This is a genomic window from Corynebacterium sp. HMSC27B11, assembly GCF_001815985.1.
GTDB lineage: Bacteria > Actinomycetota > Actinomycetes > Mycobacteriales > Mycobacteriaceae > Corynebacterium.
This window is the reverse complement of the sequence record NZ_KV823542.1, coordinates 21,797-38,825: the sequence shown is the minus strand read 5'-3', so window position 1 is coordinate 38,825 and position 17,029 is coordinate 21,797. Positions and strand designations below refer to the sequence as shown.

Annotated in this window: 16 protein-coding genes and 1 tRNA gene; 6 read left to right on the top strand and 11 right to left on the bottom strand. The window is 61.5% G+C overall.

What is annotated here, in order from left to right:
- The first annotated feature begins 42 nt into the window (after positions 1–42).
- Positions 43–534 carry a ferritin gene (locus HMPREF3097_RS02370; protein ID WP_070760662.1) on the top strand — a complete coding sequence of 164 codons (492 nt, stop codon included), beginning with the start codon at positions 43–45 and terminating at the stop codon, positions 532–534.
- Between the two features lie 129 nt (positions 535–663).
- Here HMPREF3097_RS02370 and nrdE read toward each other — a convergent pair whose 3' ends face one another.
- From nrdE to ykgO, 5 genes are all read right to left on the bottom strand, one after another.
- Positions 664–2,823, bottom strand: a complete 2,160-nt coding sequence (gene nrdE / locus HMPREF3097_RS02365; protein WP_070760668.1) for a class 1b ribonucleoside-diphosphate reductase subunit alpha — start codon at positions 2,821–2,823, stop codon at positions 664–666.
- 90 nt (positions 2,824–2,913) lie between these two features.
- On the bottom strand, positions 2,914–3,348 hold the full coding sequence (gene nrdI, locus HMPREF3097_RS02360) for a class Ib ribonucleoside-diphosphate reductase assembly flavoprotein NrdI (protein WP_070759161.1): 435 nt from the start codon (positions 3,346–3,348) through the stop codon (positions 2,914–2,916).
- A 7-nt stretch (positions 3,349–3,355) separates the two neighbouring features.
- Positions 3,356–4,690 (bottom strand): MFS transporter, encoded by a 1,335-nt coding sequence (locus tag HMPREF3097_RS02355; protein ID WP_070760660.1) that lies wholly within the window; start codon positions 4,688–4,690, stop codon positions 3,356–3,358.
- Between the two features lie 326 nt (positions 4,691–5,016).
- Positions 5,017–5,247 (bottom strand): glutaredoxin-like protein NrdH, encoded by a 231-nt coding sequence (gene nrdH / locus HMPREF3097_RS02350; RefSeq protein ID WP_070759159.1) that lies wholly within the window; start codon positions 5,245–5,247, stop codon positions 5,017–5,019.
- A gap of 367 nt (positions 5,248–5,614) precedes the next feature.
- Entirely contained in the window at positions 5,615–5,737 is a 123-nt protein-coding gene (gene ykgO, locus HMPREF3097_RS02345) for a type B 50S ribosomal protein L36 (protein WP_005288826.1), read from the bottom strand.
- A 181-nt stretch (positions 5,738–5,918) separates the two neighbouring features.
- Here ykgO and nadE point away from each other — a divergent pair, with 181 nt between their 5' ends.
- Positions 5,919–6,752 carry an ammonia-dependent NAD(+) synthetase gene (nadE, locus tag HMPREF3097_RS02340; RefSeq protein WP_070760658.1) on the top strand — a complete coding sequence of 278 codons (834 nt, stop codon included), beginning with the start codon at positions 5,919–5,921 and terminating at the stop codon, positions 6,750–6,752.
- On the opposite strand, the gene HMPREF3097_RS02335 is transcribed toward nadE, so the two are convergent.
- Positions 6,749–7,138, bottom strand: coding sequence for a DCC1-like thiol-disulfide oxidoreductase family protein (locus HMPREF3097_RS02335; protein WP_070760656.1), 390 nt, complete (start codon positions 7,136–7,138; stop codon positions 6,749–6,751). The two genes, nadE and HMPREF3097_RS02335, sit on opposite strands and share 4 nt — an antisense overlap.
- A 26-nt stretch (positions 7,139–7,164) precedes the next feature.
- Positions 7,165–7,809, bottom strand: coding sequence for a vitamin K epoxide reductase family protein (locus HMPREF3097_RS02330; RefSeq protein WP_070760654.1), 645 nt, complete (start codon positions 7,807–7,809; stop codon positions 7,165–7,167).
- A 241-nt stretch (positions 7,810–8,050) separates the two neighbouring features.
- Between HMPREF3097_RS02330 and HMPREF3097_RS02325 the strand changes: the two genes are divergently transcribed.
- From HMPREF3097_RS02325 to HMPREF3097_RS02315, 3 genes are all read left to right on the top strand, one after another.
- Positions 8,051–10,408 carry an MMPL family transporter gene (locus tag HMPREF3097_RS02325; protein WP_070758740.1) on the top strand — a complete coding sequence of 786 codons (2,358 nt, stop codon included), beginning with the start codon at positions 8,051–8,053 and terminating at the stop codon, positions 10,406–10,408.
- A 3-nt stretch (positions 10,409–10,411) separates the two neighbouring features.
- A complete protein-coding gene (locus HMPREF3097_RS02320; protein ID WP_246818066.1) occupies positions 10,412–10,999 on the top strand; it encodes a TetR/AcrR family transcriptional regulator in 588 nt (195 codons plus the stop codon).
- 535 nt (positions 11,000–11,534) lie between these two features.
- Positions 11,535–11,915, top strand: a complete 381-nt coding sequence (locus HMPREF3097_RS02315; protein WP_070760652.1) for a hypothetical protein — start codon at positions 11,535–11,537, stop codon at positions 11,913–11,915.
- Between the two features lie 126 nt (positions 11,916–12,041).
- Here the strand turns inward: HMPREF3097_RS02315 and HMPREF3097_RS02310 are convergent.
- Positions 12,042–12,114, bottom strand: a tRNA-Ala gene (locus HMPREF3097_RS02310).
- 91 nt (positions 12,115–12,205) lie between these two features.
- Positions 12,206–12,943, bottom strand: a complete 738-nt coding sequence (locus HMPREF3097_RS02305) for a DsbA family protein (RefSeq protein WP_070760650.1) — start codon at positions 12,941–12,943, stop codon at positions 12,206–12,208.
- A gap of 293 nt (positions 12,944–13,236) precedes the next feature.
- On the opposite strand from HMPREF3097_RS02305, the gene HMPREF3097_RS02300 reads away from it, so the two are divergent.
- Positions 13,237–14,724 carry an alanine/glycine:cation symporter family protein gene (locus tag HMPREF3097_RS02300; protein WP_070760648.1) on the top strand — a complete coding sequence of 496 codons (1,488 nt, stop codon included), beginning with the start codon at positions 13,237–13,239 and terminating at the stop codon, positions 14,722–14,724.
- A gap of 167 nt (positions 14,725–14,891) precedes the next feature.
- Here HMPREF3097_RS02300 and HMPREF3097_RS02295 read toward each other — a convergent pair whose 3' ends face one another.
- Positions 14,892–15,467: a lipoprotein LpqH gene (locus HMPREF3097_RS02295; protein WP_070760646.1), complete on the bottom strand. Its 576-nt coding sequence runs from the start codon at positions 15,465–15,467 to the stop codon at positions 14,892–14,894.
- A 95-nt stretch (positions 15,468–15,562) separates the two neighbouring features.
- Positions 15,563–16,867 carry an anaerobic C4-dicarboxylate transporter gene (locus HMPREF3097_RS02290; protein ID WP_070760644.1) on the bottom strand — a complete coding sequence of 435 codons (1,305 nt, stop codon included), beginning with the start codon at positions 16,865–16,867 and terminating at the stop codon, positions 15,563–15,565.
- Positions 16,868–17,029: the final 162 nt, after the last annotated feature.

Genomic DNA, 17,029 nt, shown 5'->3' with positions numbered 1-17,029 from the left:
CCCCCCTAGTCACACGCCCCACCGTCCAGTAATATTGCTGCTATGAGTATCAATCAAAAGCTTGCAGAAGCCCTCAACAATCAGGTCATCGCCGAGCACCAGGCTGCACTGGTCTACACCCAGCTGGCGTACGAACTGGACCGCCTCTCTCTGACCGGCATGAGCGCGTGGATGTTCGCGCAGGCCGACGAGGAGCGGGAGCACGCCCAGCGCTTCGCCGATCACCTCATCGACCGCGATTCCCGCGTCAATCTGAAGACTATCGAGCTCCCGGAGATCAAGATCGAGAGCGCCCTGGAGGCTTTCGAGCTCTCCCTGGCCCACGAGAAGAAGGTCTCCGCGATGATCCGCGACCTCGTTCGGGTCGCCGAGGAGGTCAAGGACATCGATTCCCGACCGCTGCTGGATTCCTTCCTGAGCGAGCAGGTCGAGGAGGAGGCCACCGTTGGCGAGATCATCGACCGCCTGAAGATGGTCGGCGCCGACGGCAGCGGCCTGCTGCGGCTCGACGCCCAGCTCGGCGGCCGCGAGTAAAACACGCCTCGCCCCTCCCCTCGCCACGGTTGCGTGGCATCAGCAGGGCGCTGACCTAACAGCCCCAAGCCAAAGGGTGGTGTCGGTTCATTCCGACACCACCCTTCAACTATTCAGCGCGAGCGCTCCTTAGAGCATGCAGGACACGCAGCCCTCGACCTCGGTACCGCTCAGCGCAGTCTGGCGCAGGCGGACGTAGTAGATCGTCTTGATCCCCTTGCGCCAAGCGTAGATCTGGGCACGGTTGATGTCGCGGGTCGTGGCGGTGTCCTTGAAGAACAGCGTCAGCGACAGGCCCTGGTCCACATACTTGGTCGCCACCGCGTAGGTGTCGATGATCTTCTCGTAGCCGACCTCGTAGGCGTCCTCGAAGTAGTCCAGGTTCTCGTTATTCATGTGCGGCGCTGCGTAGTAGACGCGGCCGATCTTGCCCTCCTTGCGGATCTCGATCTTCGAGGCGATCGGGTGGATCGAGGAGGTGGAGTTGTTGATGTACGAGATCGAGCCGGTCGGCGGAACCGCCTGCAGGTTGCGGTTGTAGATGCCGTGCTTCGCCACGGAGGCCTTGAGCTCCGCCCAGTCCTCGGCGGTCGGCACCTCGATGCTGGATGCGGCAAAGATCTCCTTGACCTTCTCCGTCTTCGGGGCAAACTCAGCCGGGTCGTAACGGTCGAAGAAGGCACCGGATGCGTACTCGGAGTTTTCGAAGTCGTGGAATGCCGTGCCGCGCTCGATCGCGATCTTGTTGGAGGCCTTCAGGCACTCGTACATCACGGCAGCAAAGTAGGCGTTGGTGAAGTCCAGCGCCTCCTCAGAGCCGTAGTGGATGTGCTCGCGACCCAGGTAGCCGTGCAGGTTCATCTGCCCCAGCCCGATGGCGTGCGAGTGATCGTTGCCCTGGCGGATGGACGGCACGGAGTCGATGTCCGTCTGATCCGAGACAGCGGTGAGCGCCCGGATTGCGGTCTCGATGGTCTTCGAGAAGTCCGCGGAGTCCATCGCCATGGCAATGTTCATGGAGCCCAGGTTGCAGGAGATGTCATCGCCGATGGTCTCGTAGGTGAGGTCCTCGTTGAAGACGGACGGCGTGGAGACCTGCAGGATCTCGGAGCACAGGTTCGAGTGGGTAATGCGGCCGGCAATCGGGTTGGCACGGTTCACAGTGTCCTCGTACATGATGTACGGGTAGCCGGACTCGAACTGGATCTCCGCGAGGGTCTGGAAGAAGTCACGGGCGTTGATCTTCTTCTTGCGGATGCGTGGGTCCTCAACCATCTCGTCGTAGTGCTCGGTGACGGAGATGTCGGCGAAAGGCTTGCCGTAGACGCGCTCGACGTCGTACGGGGAGAACAGGTACATGTCCGCGTTCTTGCGGGCCAATTCGAAGGTGACGTCCGGGATCACCACGCCGAGGGAGAGCGTCTTAATGCGGATCTTCTCGTCCGCGTTCTCGCGCTTGGTGTCCAGGAAATTCAGGATGTCCGGGTGGTGGGCGTTGAGGTACACCGCGCCGGCCCCCTGGCGGGCACCCAGCTGGTTGGCGTAGGAGAAGGCGTCCTCCAGCAGCTTCATGACCGGGATGATGCCGGAAGACTGGTTCTCGATGTGCTTAATCGGCGCGCCCGCTTCACGGATGTTGCTCAGCAGCAGTGCCACGCCACCGCCGCGCTTGGAGAGCTGCAGGGCGGAGTTGATGGAGCGGCCGATGGACTCCATGTTGTCCTCGATGCGCAGGAGGAAGCAGCTCACCGGCTCACCACGCTGTGCCTTACCGATGTTGAGGAAGGTTGGGGTCGCCGGCTGGAAACGGCCGTCGATAATCTCGTCCACCAGGGACTTCGCCATCTCCTCGTCGCCATCCGCGAGGCCGAGGGCCACCATGCAGACGCGGTCCTCGAAGCGTTCGAGGTAGCGCTTACCGTCGAAGGTCTTCAGGGTGTAGGAGGTGTAGTACTTGTACGCCCCGAGGAAGGACTGGAAGCGGAACTTCTTGGCGTAAGCCTGCTTGAACAGCGCCTTGATGAAGGGGAAATCGTACTTGTCGAGGATTTCCTTGTCGTAGTACTTGTTCTCAACCAGGTACTCGAGCTTTTCCGCCAGGTTGTGGAAGAAAACGGTGTTCTGGTTCACGTGCTGCAGGAAGAACTGGTTCGCGGCCTGGTGGTCCGCGTCGAACTGAATCTGCCCGTTTTCGTCGTACAGGTTCAGCATTGCGTTGAGCGCGTGGTAGTCCAGCTTCTCGGACTCCTTGACTGGCTCTGCGACAGTCTTGCCAAAGTTCTCGGCCATCATTGTCCTCTCTTGATGTTCTTCTTTATTACGACGCCAGTAGCTGGCGGTAGTGCGTTGTTTTTAGTTTTAATGTGGCGTTCGGGGCCGTTATTCCCAGGTGCCTTCGGCGATCATGGCCTGCTTGAATTCTGCGAGGCCCTCCTTGACCCGTTCCACGTCATGCTCCGTGCCCATCATTTCGAAGCGATAGAGGTAGGACACTTGACACTTGGCTGAGATGACGTCCCCGGCGAGGCAGAAATCTGGACCAAAATTGATATTGCCAGCGGCGATGACCCCTCGCAGATAATCCCGGTTTTGCTTCTCGTTGAGGAAGTGGATGACCTGTTTGGGGACGGGTCGGGAGTTCTCCCCCACCATACCCACCCCACCGCCGTAGGTGGGCACGATGAGTACGTGGGGTTCATCGACCACCAACGGTTCCTCGTAGCGGTAGATCGGGATGCGTTTATTCGGCAGCCCGAGCTTTTGCACGAAGCGGTGCGTGTTGTTGGTCGTTGATGAGAAGTACGTGATGAGCATGTGAACTCTAAGACCCTTCTTTCTGAATGCCTTGAGCCGCATCTCCGTGATGCTCGGCCTCGATGTTTTCGAGGGCGGCTGCTGGCGTCCACGTCAGGAAACGTGGCACGACCAGGAGCATCACGATGGTCCCGATGATGACTAAGCCACCGCCTGCTGCGGTGACGGTGCCGGCCGGGTAGTGGGAGCCCGCCCAGCCGTGGAGGCCGTCCGCGATGCGGGGGCCGCCGACGACGACCACGAAGAACACGCTCTGCACTCGGCCGCGTACCTCATCGGTCGCGGCTTCCTGCAGCATCGTGGAGCGCAGCACCGCGGAGAACATGTCCGCAGCACCACCCGCCGCGAAGGCCAGCAGGGCCACCGCCGCCCACAATCCCACTGTGCCATTCGCTGCAGACACGGCCAGGCCCATGACGAGGATCGCCACGCCCCAGAGCCCAACGAAGCAGGTCACGCCCAGTCCGCGGCGTTCGATTTTCGTCACCACGCCGGAGAACAGTCCACCGAGGACTGCGCCCACGGGCAGGGCCGCGAACAGCAGCGCGTACATGATCCCGCCACTGGCCTGTTCCCCGAAGTCTTCGGCGGACATCTGCGGGATAAGTGCCCGCGGTGAGCCGAAAACCATCGCGATGAGGTCGATGGCGAAAGTCATGAGGATGATCGGCTGTGTGAGCAGGAACCGGAAGCCGTCGATCACGGAGGCGATCCCCGCCTTCGCGGGCTGTCCGTCATCGGTAGTCCGCGGCGGCAACGCGGGCAGTCGGTGCACGGCGTAGAGCGTGGCGAACAGCGCCATAAAATCCAGGAAGTACAACCAGCTGAACCCGAGGATCGGAATCAACATGCCGCCCAGCACCGGACCGACGATCGCTCCGGCCTGCTGGACTGTCATGTTAAGGCTGGTCGCCGCGGCGATCTGTTGCCTGCCCACCAGGGTGGCAATGATGGCAACCCTGGTGGGCTGGTTGACGGCAAAGAATCCTTGCTGCACCGCGAATAGGGCAAGCAAGGGCCACACGGAGGCGCCACCGGTCGCCGCGAAGACCCAGAATCCTGCCGCCGAAAGAATCATGCCGGTGGTGGTGATGTGGAGCAGGGTTCGGCGGTCCATGCTGTCTGCGAGGGAACCGCCGTAGAGTCCGAAGACCACCAGCGGGACGAAGCCGCAGAGGCTGGCGAGTCCGACGTAGGCGGAACTGCCGGTCAGCGCGTAGATGTGGGCAGGAACAGCGATGATGTTGAGCTGTGCGCCGATAACGGTGACGATGTTTGCCTGCCATAGGCGGCGAAATTCGGGAACCTTCAAGGGCGTGGTGTCTACGAGCAGTTGACGCACGACGACCGTGACCTTTCTTGGTTTCCAGTGGCTTCCCCGCGTGGGTGCAGCGCTGACGCAGGGGCGCAGTGGGCCCTTCCCACCTGGGCTGTTGCATTGGGCCCGCTCCCGCGTGAGGCGAAATCAGGCATAAGTAAAGACAGCGCAAAGTTTCTAACGCTGGCGGTTGAGGTGCCGCTCCTAGCGTGGGAGGCGGCGCGGGCATCCAGCCCGCAGAATTGTGTCCCGGCCTCGCACTTCAGGCTGGGCGCGGAGCTAGAAAGTTTGAGTGAGCTGCAGCAGGATGTCCGGTGACGACGCCTCAGGCTGCTGCGACACTCGGCGACTTAGGCAGCCGCGGTGCTCAGCGCCTTGATGCGGTCTGGGCGGAAGCCGGACCAGTGGTCCTCGCCGGAGACGACGACCGGAGCCTGGAGGTGGCCGAGTGCCAGGACGTACTCGCGGGCCTCATCGTCGAGGCTGATATCGACCATCTCGTATTCCAGCCCAGCCTTGTCGAGAGCCCTCTGGGTTGCGGTGCACTGGACGCAAGCTGGCTTGGTGTAAACGGTGATCATATCCGCGCAAATCTCCTGTATCGCGCCGCCCCTGTGGGCGGAGTCTGTGGCGTGTTGACTGCCTTGAGATTACACACCTGTCACCACTCGCACAACCCGTATTGCCACAATATTTTGGGCCACATAGGTGCGCAAGACACTAGATATTGTGGTTGTCGGAGTTAAAAGCGCAGGTGGTGATTTGAGCTCGCCACTACATGTTGAGCCCCGGAATACAAGATTGTAATTCCACACTCAGTATCCCCCTCTACTCCCCCGATGCACCGCCAACCGATCCCACACAAGGCAACACAAAAAGCCGGCCACATCCCACATGGAATGCAACCGGCTTCGCGCCGCGCTCGCGGTGGAAACTATCCCCTAAGGATTAGCCCTGACGAGCCTTGAAACGCGGGTCCTTCTTGTTGATGACGTAGACCTTGCCGTGACGACGCACAACCTGAGCGCCCGGCTTGTTCTTCAGCGACCGAAGGGACTTACGGACCTTCATCGGGCGCTCCTTTCTTTATAGACTTCTCAAAAGCTCGACACTTTCGCATCACTGCGAGCGCTGCGTGAAGCAGCACGTTCACACGTTCTTCACGCGCGGCAACGTGCCAAGCTGAAACACAACGACTGATTGTAGCGCCTGAACAGCCAGAAGCAAAAACGATTGACTAGCATGGACGCCCATGAACACCACCGCGCTGCAACGCCACATCATCGCCGAGCTCCACGCCAAACCCCACATCGACCCCGAGGCCGAGGTTACCGCACGTGTGAACTTCCTCGTGGACTATGCGCTCAGCACCGGAGCCAAGGGCTTCACTCTGGGCATTTCCGGCGGGCAAGACTCCACCCTCGCCGGCCGGCTGTGCCAGCTCGCCGTCGAGGAACTCCGCCGCCGTGGCGCTTCAGCCGAGTTCTACGCGGTACGTCTGCCTTACGGCACCCAAGCCGATGAGGAGGACGCCCAGATCGCCCTGCGCTTCATCCAGCCGTCACAGTCCGTCACCATCAATATTCAGGACGCCACCCTGGCCATCGCAAGCGCTGTCTCGGAAAGCCTCGCGGGCGAGCCGGTGAGCGACTTCAACAAGGGCAACGTCAAGGCCCGCCAGCGCATGATCGCCCAGTACACCCTGGCCAGCGAGACCGGCACTCTGGTGGTCGGCTCCGATCACGCGGCCGAGGCAATTACAGGCTTCTACACCAAGTTCGGCGATGGCGCCGCCGACCTGATGCCACTGGTGGGGCTCAACAAGCGCCAGGGCGCTGAGCTCCTGCACTACCTGGGCGCGCCGGCGTCGACATGGGAGAAGATCCCCACCGCTGACCTGGAGGAAGACCGCCCCATGCTCTCCGACGAGGAGGCGCTGGGAGTGACCTATGCGCACATCGATGACTACCTAGAGGGCAAGACCGTCCCGCAAGCGGCAGCGGAGCGCATCGAGCACCTCTGGCGGGTCAGCCGCCACAAGCGCACCACTCCCCCAGGGCCGGCAGACACCTGGTGGCGCGACTAGCCGCGGGGCACGGCACAGCCGCCGGACTCGCAGGCGCCCAGCCCCATGACCCTGCCGATGCGGGCCCGGTTGTGTGAGAACAGCCGGTAGCCCAGCGCGTAGATCGGCGAGAGCGCACAGATCAGCAGCATCCGACCCGCCAGGCGCACACCAAAGTTCCGCCCGTGGCGCCACAATGCCTCGCCGATAGCGCGGTGGCCCAGGGCCAGCGCGCCGTCGTCGCCCAGGTACACCGCATGCTCGGCGATGTTGGCTCGCACGTCGGCGGGCTGGGACGGGTCATCGGCGGAACCCGCCACGCAGCTCAGCCCCGGGGAGAGCCGAGTGAGAGTCTGGGCGAGGCGCTCGCAGACGGCGCAATGGGCGTCGTAAAAGAAAAAGGCCATGGTGCCTAGAGCCTAGGCAAGAGCGGCTAGAAGAAGAAGTGGCTGCCGATAATGACCACGAATCCCAGGTACCAGGCGATGAGCACGATCACCGGCTGGGCGACCCCGTGTCCCGTCGCTCGTTCCCGGTTGTGCGCCCGGCCGCGAGTGAAACGGACGAGGGTCATCAGGAACAGCGGCAGGGTGACGATCCAGACGGCCATGCAGTAGATGCACAGGGCGCCGATCTCGAAGACGGCCTCGTAGGCGAGCCAGTGCACGAAGACCACGGCGAAAATCAGGCCCAGCAGCTCGCCTGCCCACATCCACTCGGGGAAGCGCACGCCCGCGGCCAGGGAGACGCCGAAGAAGGTCACCAGGGCGAAGCCAACTAGACCGATATAGGGGTTGGCGAAGCCGAAGGCGGAGGCCTGCGGAGAGGCCATGACGTCCGTGCACGACACGATCGCGTTGACCGTGCAGGCGGGGATGTAGCCCGGGTTGGACAGCAGCGTGACCTTGTCCTGCATGATCAGCGCGGAGAAGAACAACCCCACCGCGCCGAGCACCGCCATGAGGATGCCGAATGCTGGACTCGCCCCAATGGTTCGGGTTTTAGCAGTTACAGACTCAACACCAGCTTCAGCAGGCTCGACTGACGATCGCTTCGCCTCTGCGGAGGCAGTTGACATGGGGTCACCTTAAAGTTGAAAACGAGTACCCAGCAGTACGGTCCACCGGGTCATTGTGCGTGATTATATCCCGTTTGCAAGCCCCTCGACGAGACCGTCTATCGCAGCCTTCCACGACCGAAAACGCACCCTCCGTGACCTGACATTATATTCACATAAACACAGATCTTGGCATGTTTTTATACACGATTGGCAGAGTCGCGCATTGCCCAAGAATTCGTGATTGCATAGTCTCTGCAACATGTCTCAGTTCTTATACCGGGTAGGCAAAACGTCCTACCGCAAAGCATGGCCGTTCCTGGTCGCCTGGATCGTCATCCTCGGCGCACTCGGCTTCGGCGCCGCCACATACGCGAAAGACCCAAGCCCCACCTTCTCCATGCCGGACATGGACTCCACCGTCACCCAGGAGGAGATGAACGACCGCTTCGGCTCCGACGAAGATGCCATGAGTGTGCCCTCGGGCTCCGTCGTCATCCAAGCGCCGGAGGGCAAGAAACTGACCGACCGCGCCGTCATGGCAGACGTCGACGAGATGCTGGATGAGCTCAAGGCCACCGGCGAGCTGGCCGACCAGGAGTCCATCGTCAACCCTGTTCTCGCCGCCAAGGGCATGGAACAGCAGATGACGAAGGCGAAGGCCGCGCAGGGCATGCCGGAGGAGCAGATCAAATCCGACCTTGAGGCTCTCTCCCCGCTGAGTTCCGACGAAACCACCGGCACCGTCAGCATCACCTTCGACTACGACACCGTCCTTGAGGTCCCTTCGGACGCGCGCGATGCAGTAACCGACGTCCTTGCTAAGCACGACGACACGGACCTCACCGTGAAGTACAACGGCAACGTCTTCTCCGGGGCAAACGAAATGGACGGCACCGCCGAGCTGATCGGTATCGCTGTTGCTGCGGTTGTCCTGCTGGTGACCTTCGGCTCCCTCGTAGCGGCTGGGTTGCCGATCGTCGCCGCACTGGTCGGTGTAGGCGTGGGAATCCTCGGCATCCAGCTGGCCACGCTGGTCACCGACTCGATTTCGGACATGACCCCGATGCTGGCCTCCATGATCGGCCTGGCAGTGGGCATCGACTACTCGCTCTTCATCGTCGCCCGGTTCCGCAACGAGCTGATCTCCTCCTCGGGGCTCAACGATCTCTCGCCGAAGGAGCTGGCGGAAGAACTGCGCACGATGAGCGTGGACAAGCGCGCCCACGCCATGGGCATGGCGCTGGGCACCGCGGGTGGCTCGGTTGTTTTCGCTGGCGCCACCGTGCTGATCGCACTGGCCGCTCTGTCAATCATCGGCATCCCGTTCCTGACGGCCATGGCCTTCGCGGCGGCAGCCACCGTGCTGGTCGCTGTGCTGGTCGCGCTGACCTTCCTGCCCGCACTCCTTGGCCTGCTCGGTACGCGCGCGTTCGCGATCCGCATTCCTGGCCCCAAGGTTCCCGACCCAGAAGACGAAAAGCCCACCATGGGTCTCAAGTGGGCTCGCCAGATCCGAAAGCGCCCATGGACGACCCTGGTGGCAGGAGTGGTTCTGCTGGGCATCTTGGCGATCCCCGCCACGGGGCTGCGCCTGGCAATGCCAACCGATGGCACGGCAAAGCTGGGATCCCCGCAGCGCGATGCCTACGAGATGACCGCAGAGAAGTTCGGGGATGGCCGCAACGCCCCCATGATCGCGTTCGTGGATACCGCCAACGTCGATGCGAAGGACCGTCCCGCCGCTTACCAGGAGCTGCTGCAGGACTTCTCCAGCACTCAGGGCGTCGTGAATGCCCAGATCATCGCCACGACAGAGAACCAGGACGCCGCCCAGGTGCTCATCACCCCGGAGACCGGCGCAACCGATGAGGCGACCACCGAGACTCTCGAGCGCCTCCGCGAATTCAAGGGTTCCTTCGAGGAAGAAACTGGTGGAACCTTCGGCATCACCGGCATCACCCCGATCTTCGATGACATTTCTGAAAAGCTCTCGGACGTGCTCGTGCCCTATATCGCCATTGTTCTGGGCCTGGCGTTCATCGTTCTGACCCTGGTATTCCGTTCGCTCTGGGTGCCATTTATCGCGGCAATCGGCTTCGGCCTTTCCATGGCCGCCACCTTCGGCGTGACCGTGGCGATCTTCCAAGAGGGTATGTTCGGCCTGATCGACGATCCCCAGCCGTTGCTGTCCTTCCTGCCGATCATGCTCATCGGACTGACCTTTGGTCTGGCGATGGACTACCAGGTGTTCCTGGTCACTCGTATGCGCGAAGGTTATGTCTCGCGCGGCAAGGAAGCTGGCAACGCCGTGGCCAATGGATACAAGCATGGTGCGCGTGTGGTGACCGCTGCTGCGCTGATCATGATTTCTGTGTTCGCGGCATTCATGCTGATCGATGAACCCTTCATTAAGGCCATGGGCTTCGCCCTTGCGGCAGGCGTTCTGCTGGACGCCTTTGTGGTTCGCATGACGCTCATCCCGGCAACCATGTACCTACTGGGTGATCGCGCGTGGTCGATCCCAGGCTGGCTAGACAAGATCCTGCCGAACCTGGACATCGAGGGTGAGAAACTCCATCAAAAACATTCCCAGGCGCAGGTGAAGGCTACGGTATAAGCCATGGATTACCGGGAAGTAAAAAAGGCCGCGACGCGGCGGTCAATCTCCGAGGCGACGGTTCAACTGATGCTGGAGCACCCGGACAGGATGCCGACCGTCGCCCAGATTTCGGATCGAGCTGATATCTCGGTTCGCACCTTCCACAATTACTTCGCAGATACCGATGAGGCGATTTTCGAGTTCCTCCGCCAGACCTTCGACAAAATCAGTGACCAGATCAATGCGCTTCCTGAACAGTGGACAGCGGCCCAAGCGATGGAAGCGATCGTCTCTGACGCGTTGAATGACGACGGCGTGGAGCTCTACTCCGCGTCCACCTTGGTGTTAGTAGGCAGCAACCCTAGTTTTCGTTCGCACCGCCCACCCAGCCAGGAAACCGTCACCGAGATTTCCGCCTCCATTGTTAAGGCCCTCAAGAACAGGATCCCCGGGGCAACGGATTTCGATGCACAGGTTCTGATTGGTGCCTACTCCGCCGCCAGTGGGGTCGCTATCAGGGAATACCTGGACCGGCCGGAGCCTCGCGATCCTGAAGAGGGCCGCGAGCTCATCCGCCGGGCTTTCCAGCTGCTCCGCGACTACGAGTAACACCTCATCTTCCTGAGGGAAGTTGCTGCCACCGCATGGCCGCGCTGGCAGCAACAGATATGTGCCACTCCAAGGTTGGGGTGGCGTTTTCTTTGTGCCCATGCGACACCCAGCGTGAGTGAACCGAGGTCACGAAGCTTAAGGTTGAGCAATAAGCAGACTGTGGACATGAAGGTCACAGCTGATCGAGCCGCTCAACAACACCGCGCTGTATTTATTGGCAGCCCCGGTGCCATGCTTCGAAAGGATTGCCATGACGGATAACTCGGACCAGAACGTGGGTCAATCACCCCAACCGGAGCCGGAATCTACCCCGCACCAGGAGGGGGTTCCGACCTCCCACACCAATGGGGTGTCAGCAGCCGGGCAGCCCTCCGAGTCACACGGGCCGGAAGAAAACGCCCGCGCCAGCTACTGGCGTGCTGACCCTGCCCAATTTTCGCCGGCGCAGCCACCCCAACAGCCCCACATGGCACCACCCCAACAGCCTTCATACAGCGGCGCACCGCTGCCTCCCCAGCAGCCGGGCGCTCCGATGGCACAGCAGTACCCGGTCGGCGCTCCTTACTCCCCTGGCATGCCCGGCTCCCCCGCCTACCCTGCGCCACAGAAGCAGCCTTCGAAGTTTGAAGCGTTCGTTTTCGGTCCGGCAGGTGCACGACGGCGCCTCGGTGGACTGAAGGTATGGCGATGGAGCGCCTTCACCTTCTTTATTATCTCGCTGCTCGTTGGGCTTTTTGGCTTCGAACTACTCGACGGCGTCTTTGAATCGCCATCGGTACTTGCCGACGTGTCATTCCTCGCAGCGTGGGCAGTCATCGCCACCGGATTCTTCGGGATGTGGGCCTCGGGCATGATGATGATTCTGTGCAGCATCGGCGAACGCATTCAGCAGCAGAACACCCCCGAAACCTAAAGCTGCCTCCCCCTTGACAAGGCTGACGGGCACCTGACCCCCGCAGCACCGAGCACAGTCCAGCGAGTCAGGTCCCTCCGAAACACGAAAAACCTCCGGCCGATAAGACCGGAGGTTTTCTCTCTGTGGAGCTAACGGGATTCGAACCCGTGACCCCCACACTGCCAGTGTGGTGCGCTACCAACTGCGCCATAGCCCCTTGGTGCGGATCTAAAGATACCCCACCGGAACACAACCCACCAAATCGGTGGCCGTGAGGGCCGAAAAACCGACCCTCACGCTGCGGTTATTTAATTCTTGACCACGTCCGGAACCCAGGACTGCGGCATTCCGTCCTTGCCGGTCTTAATGTCGAGCTTCTGGCCATCCACCAGGACGATCGGCGAGGACACCTGGCCAACCTTCTTCTTCAGGACCTTCGCGTTGGCCTCGCCAACCTCGACGCCCTTATCCTCCAGCTCGCCATTCTTGATCTTCTCGATCAGCGAAGCGTCCAAGTCATATGCCGAAGCAGCCTGCGCCAGGTCCTCGTAGTCCCAGGTCCGTGCAACGGTCTCCTGCTCGAGCATGGTGTAGTTGTGGAAGTTCCAGAACGCCTTGACGTTGCCGGTCTCAGCGATGGCGTATGCCACCGCAGCACCACGGGTCGACGGACCACGACGGCCGTCGTCCAGGAAGTTCAGGAAATTAAAACGAACCTTGAGCTTGCCATCGGAGACGGCCTGCTTGACGTCCTGGTGGTCTGCTTTCACCAGGTGGGAGCAGTACGGGCAGGAGAAGTCCTCGTAGACGTCAGCGACGGGGGCGTCCTTATCGACGTTCTTCGAAGCCAGCTCGACGACATTGTCCTTCGCGGTGATGGTGAAGTTGACGTCTTCCTGTGGCATGTTCGCCGCGATGTCCTCCTTCGACCCACCGCGGGTGACGACGATGCCGATAACAACAGCCGCGATCACCAGGACCGCGACGATCGTCCACATGAAACCGCTGCCACTCTTTTGATCGGGGGCCTTGATCTTCTGGCTCACTAAAACTTCCTTTCGGACCTTCACATGCGCGCCATTCGCCGGGTGCGGGGGCGCCCAAATGGACGGCCGGTTCCCGGCCTATCGTGGCTAACCCTAGTGATCTTAAAGTCACAAAATCCACTTGGGAGACCCCAAAACCCCAGGTTGACAGGAAGCTGTTACCCACCGCCATAAGCTGCCAGAGTTCCCACAGCTTCACCTCGCCTCACCTTCCCCGCAGTGGCATACATGTTATTGACAGGAATTTTTGACCTTCTGGCAAGTGATGCAACTCACCGACGTATGTTTAGACCATGGAAGAACAAACTTTTGCCTCACAGTTGAATGATGTGTTGGGCACAATCTCGGGCTTCGTGTGGGGGCCCTGGCTGCTCATCCCCCTCCTCTTCGGCACCGGCCTGGTCCTCACGATCCGCATGCGCGGCGTCCAGTTCCGCAAGCTCGGTGTCGCTCTCCGTCACGGGCTCCTGGACCGCGACGACGAAGGCGGCGAGGGTGATATCTCGCAGTACCAGGCCCTGACCACAGCGCTGGCCGCGACCGTGGGCGTGGGCAACATCGTCGGTGTTGCTACCGCACTGTCCATCGGTGGCCCCGGCGCCCTGTTCTGGATGTGGGTCACCGGCCTGGTCGGCATGGCGTCCAAGTACGCCGAGGCCTTCCTGGGCGTTCGTTTCCGCACCACGGATAAGAAGGGCAACATCTCCGGTGGCCCGCAGCGCTACCTGGAGCACGGCATCAAAGGTGGGCTCGGTAAATTCCTCGCCTGGTTCTTCGCGATCGCCGCGGTCATCGCTTCCTTCGGCATCGGTAACCTCACCCAGGCTAACGCTGTGGCCGAGGGACTGAAGGACACCTTCGAGATTGATCCACGCCTCACCGCGGTCTTCCTCTTCGTCGGTGTCGGCGCGGTGCTGATGGGCGGCATCAAATCCATCGGTACGGTGACCTCCGGCTTCGTGCCGATGATGATCGTGATCTACCTGGGCGGCGGCATCATCGTGCTCATCAAGCACGCCGCCGAGATCCCTGCTGCGTTCGGCATGATCTTCAGCGACGCCTTCACCGGTACCTCTGCGGTGGGCGGGTTCATCGGCTCCTCCATCATCATCGTGATGCAGATGGGCTTCGCGCGAGGCATCTTCTCCAACGAGTCCGGCATGGGTTCCGCTGCAGTTGCAGCCGCTGCGGCGAAGACTTCCCACCCAGTGCGCCAGGGGCTGGTCTCCATGACCCAGACCTTCATCGACACCATCATCGTGGTGACCATGACCGGCCTCGTCATCGTGACGACGGGCGTGTGGGAGCTCGGCTCCGACCAAGCGGGCGTGATGACCGCTCGTGCCTACTCCGCCGGCCTGGGCTCCGACTGGGGTGGCATGATCGTCTCCGTCTCGGTGGTCTTCTTCGCCTTCTCCACCCTGCTGGGCTGGTCCTATTACGGTGAGCGCAATGCGCAGCGCGTCTTCGGCGACTGGGCATCCCCCATCTACCGCATGCTCTTCACCTGCGTCGTGGTGGTTGGCGCGACGACGGAGCTGGAGCTGGCCTGGACCTTCGCCGACCTCGCGAATGGTCTGATGGCGCTGCCTAACCTGATCGGCCTGCTGATCCTCTCTGGTCTCATCGCCCGGGAGACGAAGGCCTACCTGGACTTCGACCCCACCCTGCGGGCTACGCCGGAGCAGGTGGAGCAGTTCCTCATCGATTCCGGTAACCCGTGGCGCACGGACCCGAACAGGGCCATCGATGTTCCGCACGAGGCGCAAGACGCCAAGTAGGGCCTAGCCACTGCCCCCGGCTGGCCACGTGGAACCGTGGCCAGCAATGAGTAAAGGCCGGTCCCCACCAGGATGGTGGGGACCGGCCTTTAGCGCGACCAGGCGCTTCTCCCCCAACTCACCCGCTTCTCGGAGAAGAGCTGCTTGGGGGTAGGGGCTAGCGACTACTACTTAGCATCGAAAGTGACCTTCACGGACGCGGTGTTCTGCTCGTTATCGTCCTCGTGAACCTCGGTGCTGACGACGTAGCGGTCACCGGTCTTCACAACCTTGGCGTCACGCTCCTGCTGGTCGGAGGTCTCCCACTCCTTGCCATCGACCTTGAGGCTGAGCTCGTCGAGGGCCGGGTTATCCCCCTCGATGATCTCGACCTCGAGCTCGGTAGCACCATCGCCAGCCTCGTACTTCAGTTCCTGCTGGCCATCGTCCGTGGTGCGCTTGACCTTCACAGGAGCGAACTCGCCGTCAACAGGCTTCCCGTCCAGCAGGATCTCCGGCTGGCTCAGGTCCGAGTTCTCGTCGGCAGCGTCCGTCGTGGAGGTGGACTCGTCCGCCTTCGCGGAATCCACCGCGTCGCCAGCCTTCTCGGTCGCAGAGCTGACGGCGTCGCCCGCCTGCTCGGTGGCGTTGTTGACCGTCTCTTCGCCAGAGTCACCGCACGCAGCCACGCCCAGCAGTAGAGCCGGGGCAGCGACGGCAGCGGTCAGCGACTTCAGAACATTGCTCTTAGCGGTGTTAGTCATAATTCCACGTTAACAGGGATTTCCCTTTTCCCTCCGAAACCATATCGGGCTCAACAGTGAATCAGGGCGACTTTCCCCTCAGCAATAACGTGGAGCTAGATCAGCAAAGACCCAAAAAGGAATCCGAAAGCCACCGCAAGAACAATATTCACCACACCCGGGATCATGAACGGGTGGTTGAAGACCGCCTTACCCACCCGCGTCGAGCCGGTGTCATCCATCTCGACCGCCGCGAGCAGCGTCGGGTAGGTCGGCAGCACGAAAAGCGCGGACACGGCCGGGAAAGCAGCGATAGCAGCAACCGGGCCAACTCCAAGCGCCAGCGCCGTGGGCATCAGCGCCTTTGCCGTCGCAGCCTGTGAGTACAGCAGGGCCGCCGCGAAGAAGAGAACCACGGCCAGCAGCCACGGCTTGGTGCTGAGGGTCGCCCCGGCAGCATCCGTAATCTCGTCGAGATGAGCATTCACGAAAGTCGTCCCCAACCAGGCCACACCGAGGACACACACGCAGGCGGACATCCCGGAGCGGAAAGTTGCCATCTCCAGAATCCGCCCCGGCTCGACTCGGCAGAACACGGTGATAGCCATCGCCGCGGCAAGCATGATCGACATGATCGCCTCGGTGCGCGGCAGGGTCGGGTCGACAATAACCTGCAGGTTATCCGAGATCAGCGCCGCGTAGCTGACCACTGCGACGATGGCGAGTAGGAAGATCAACACCGAAGCCTTAGCGCCCGGCTTCTCGGTGTACTGCACCTTTCCCCGGAATTTCACCAACCCCTTTTCCTTACGCTCCAGGTAGACGGGATCCTCCGAAAGCGGAGTGCCAAGCCAGTTGGCAACAAAGCTGGTGATAATGACCGCGAGGAACGTCGAAGGAATCGCGATCCCAAGCAACGTCAGGTACCCCACCCCCATCGGCTCCAGGATGGAGGCCAGGAACACTACGGCCGCGGAAATCGGGCTGGCGGTGATAGCCATCTGCGAGGCCACGACCGCGATCGACAACGGCCGCGATGGGCGAATCTCGTTTTCCTTGGCGACCTCCGTGACCACCGGCAAAGCGGCGAAGGCGGTGTGCCCGGTGCCCGCGAAAAGCGTCAGGAAATAGGTGACCATCGGAGCGAAGAGAGTGATTCGCTTCGGCTGTTTACGCAGCAGCTTATCGGTCTGCGCGACGAGCCAGTCCATGCCGCCGGCAGCCTGCATCGCGGCGATGGCAGCGATGACGGACATGATGATGCCGATGACGTCGAAGGGAATATCCTCCCCCGTTACCGGCGCGCCAGCGATCGCCAAGGCGATTACACCGAGGCCACCGGCAGCACCGATCGCGATGGAACCGTACCGCGCACCGAGCACAATGGCCGCGAGGACGATCAGTAGGTGAACCCAAATCATGGTGGCGTTTCTTTCAGCTCAACGAGGGTTCGGCTTCCATCCGCTCACCGACCTCAGTGCCTATGCGGAGCAAAAGGAAGTTCATAGAACGCTATGAATCGCACAACAATGAGATGAAATGCGCCCTCGGGAACCCGAGAATAACACGGAAAATAAAGTCCA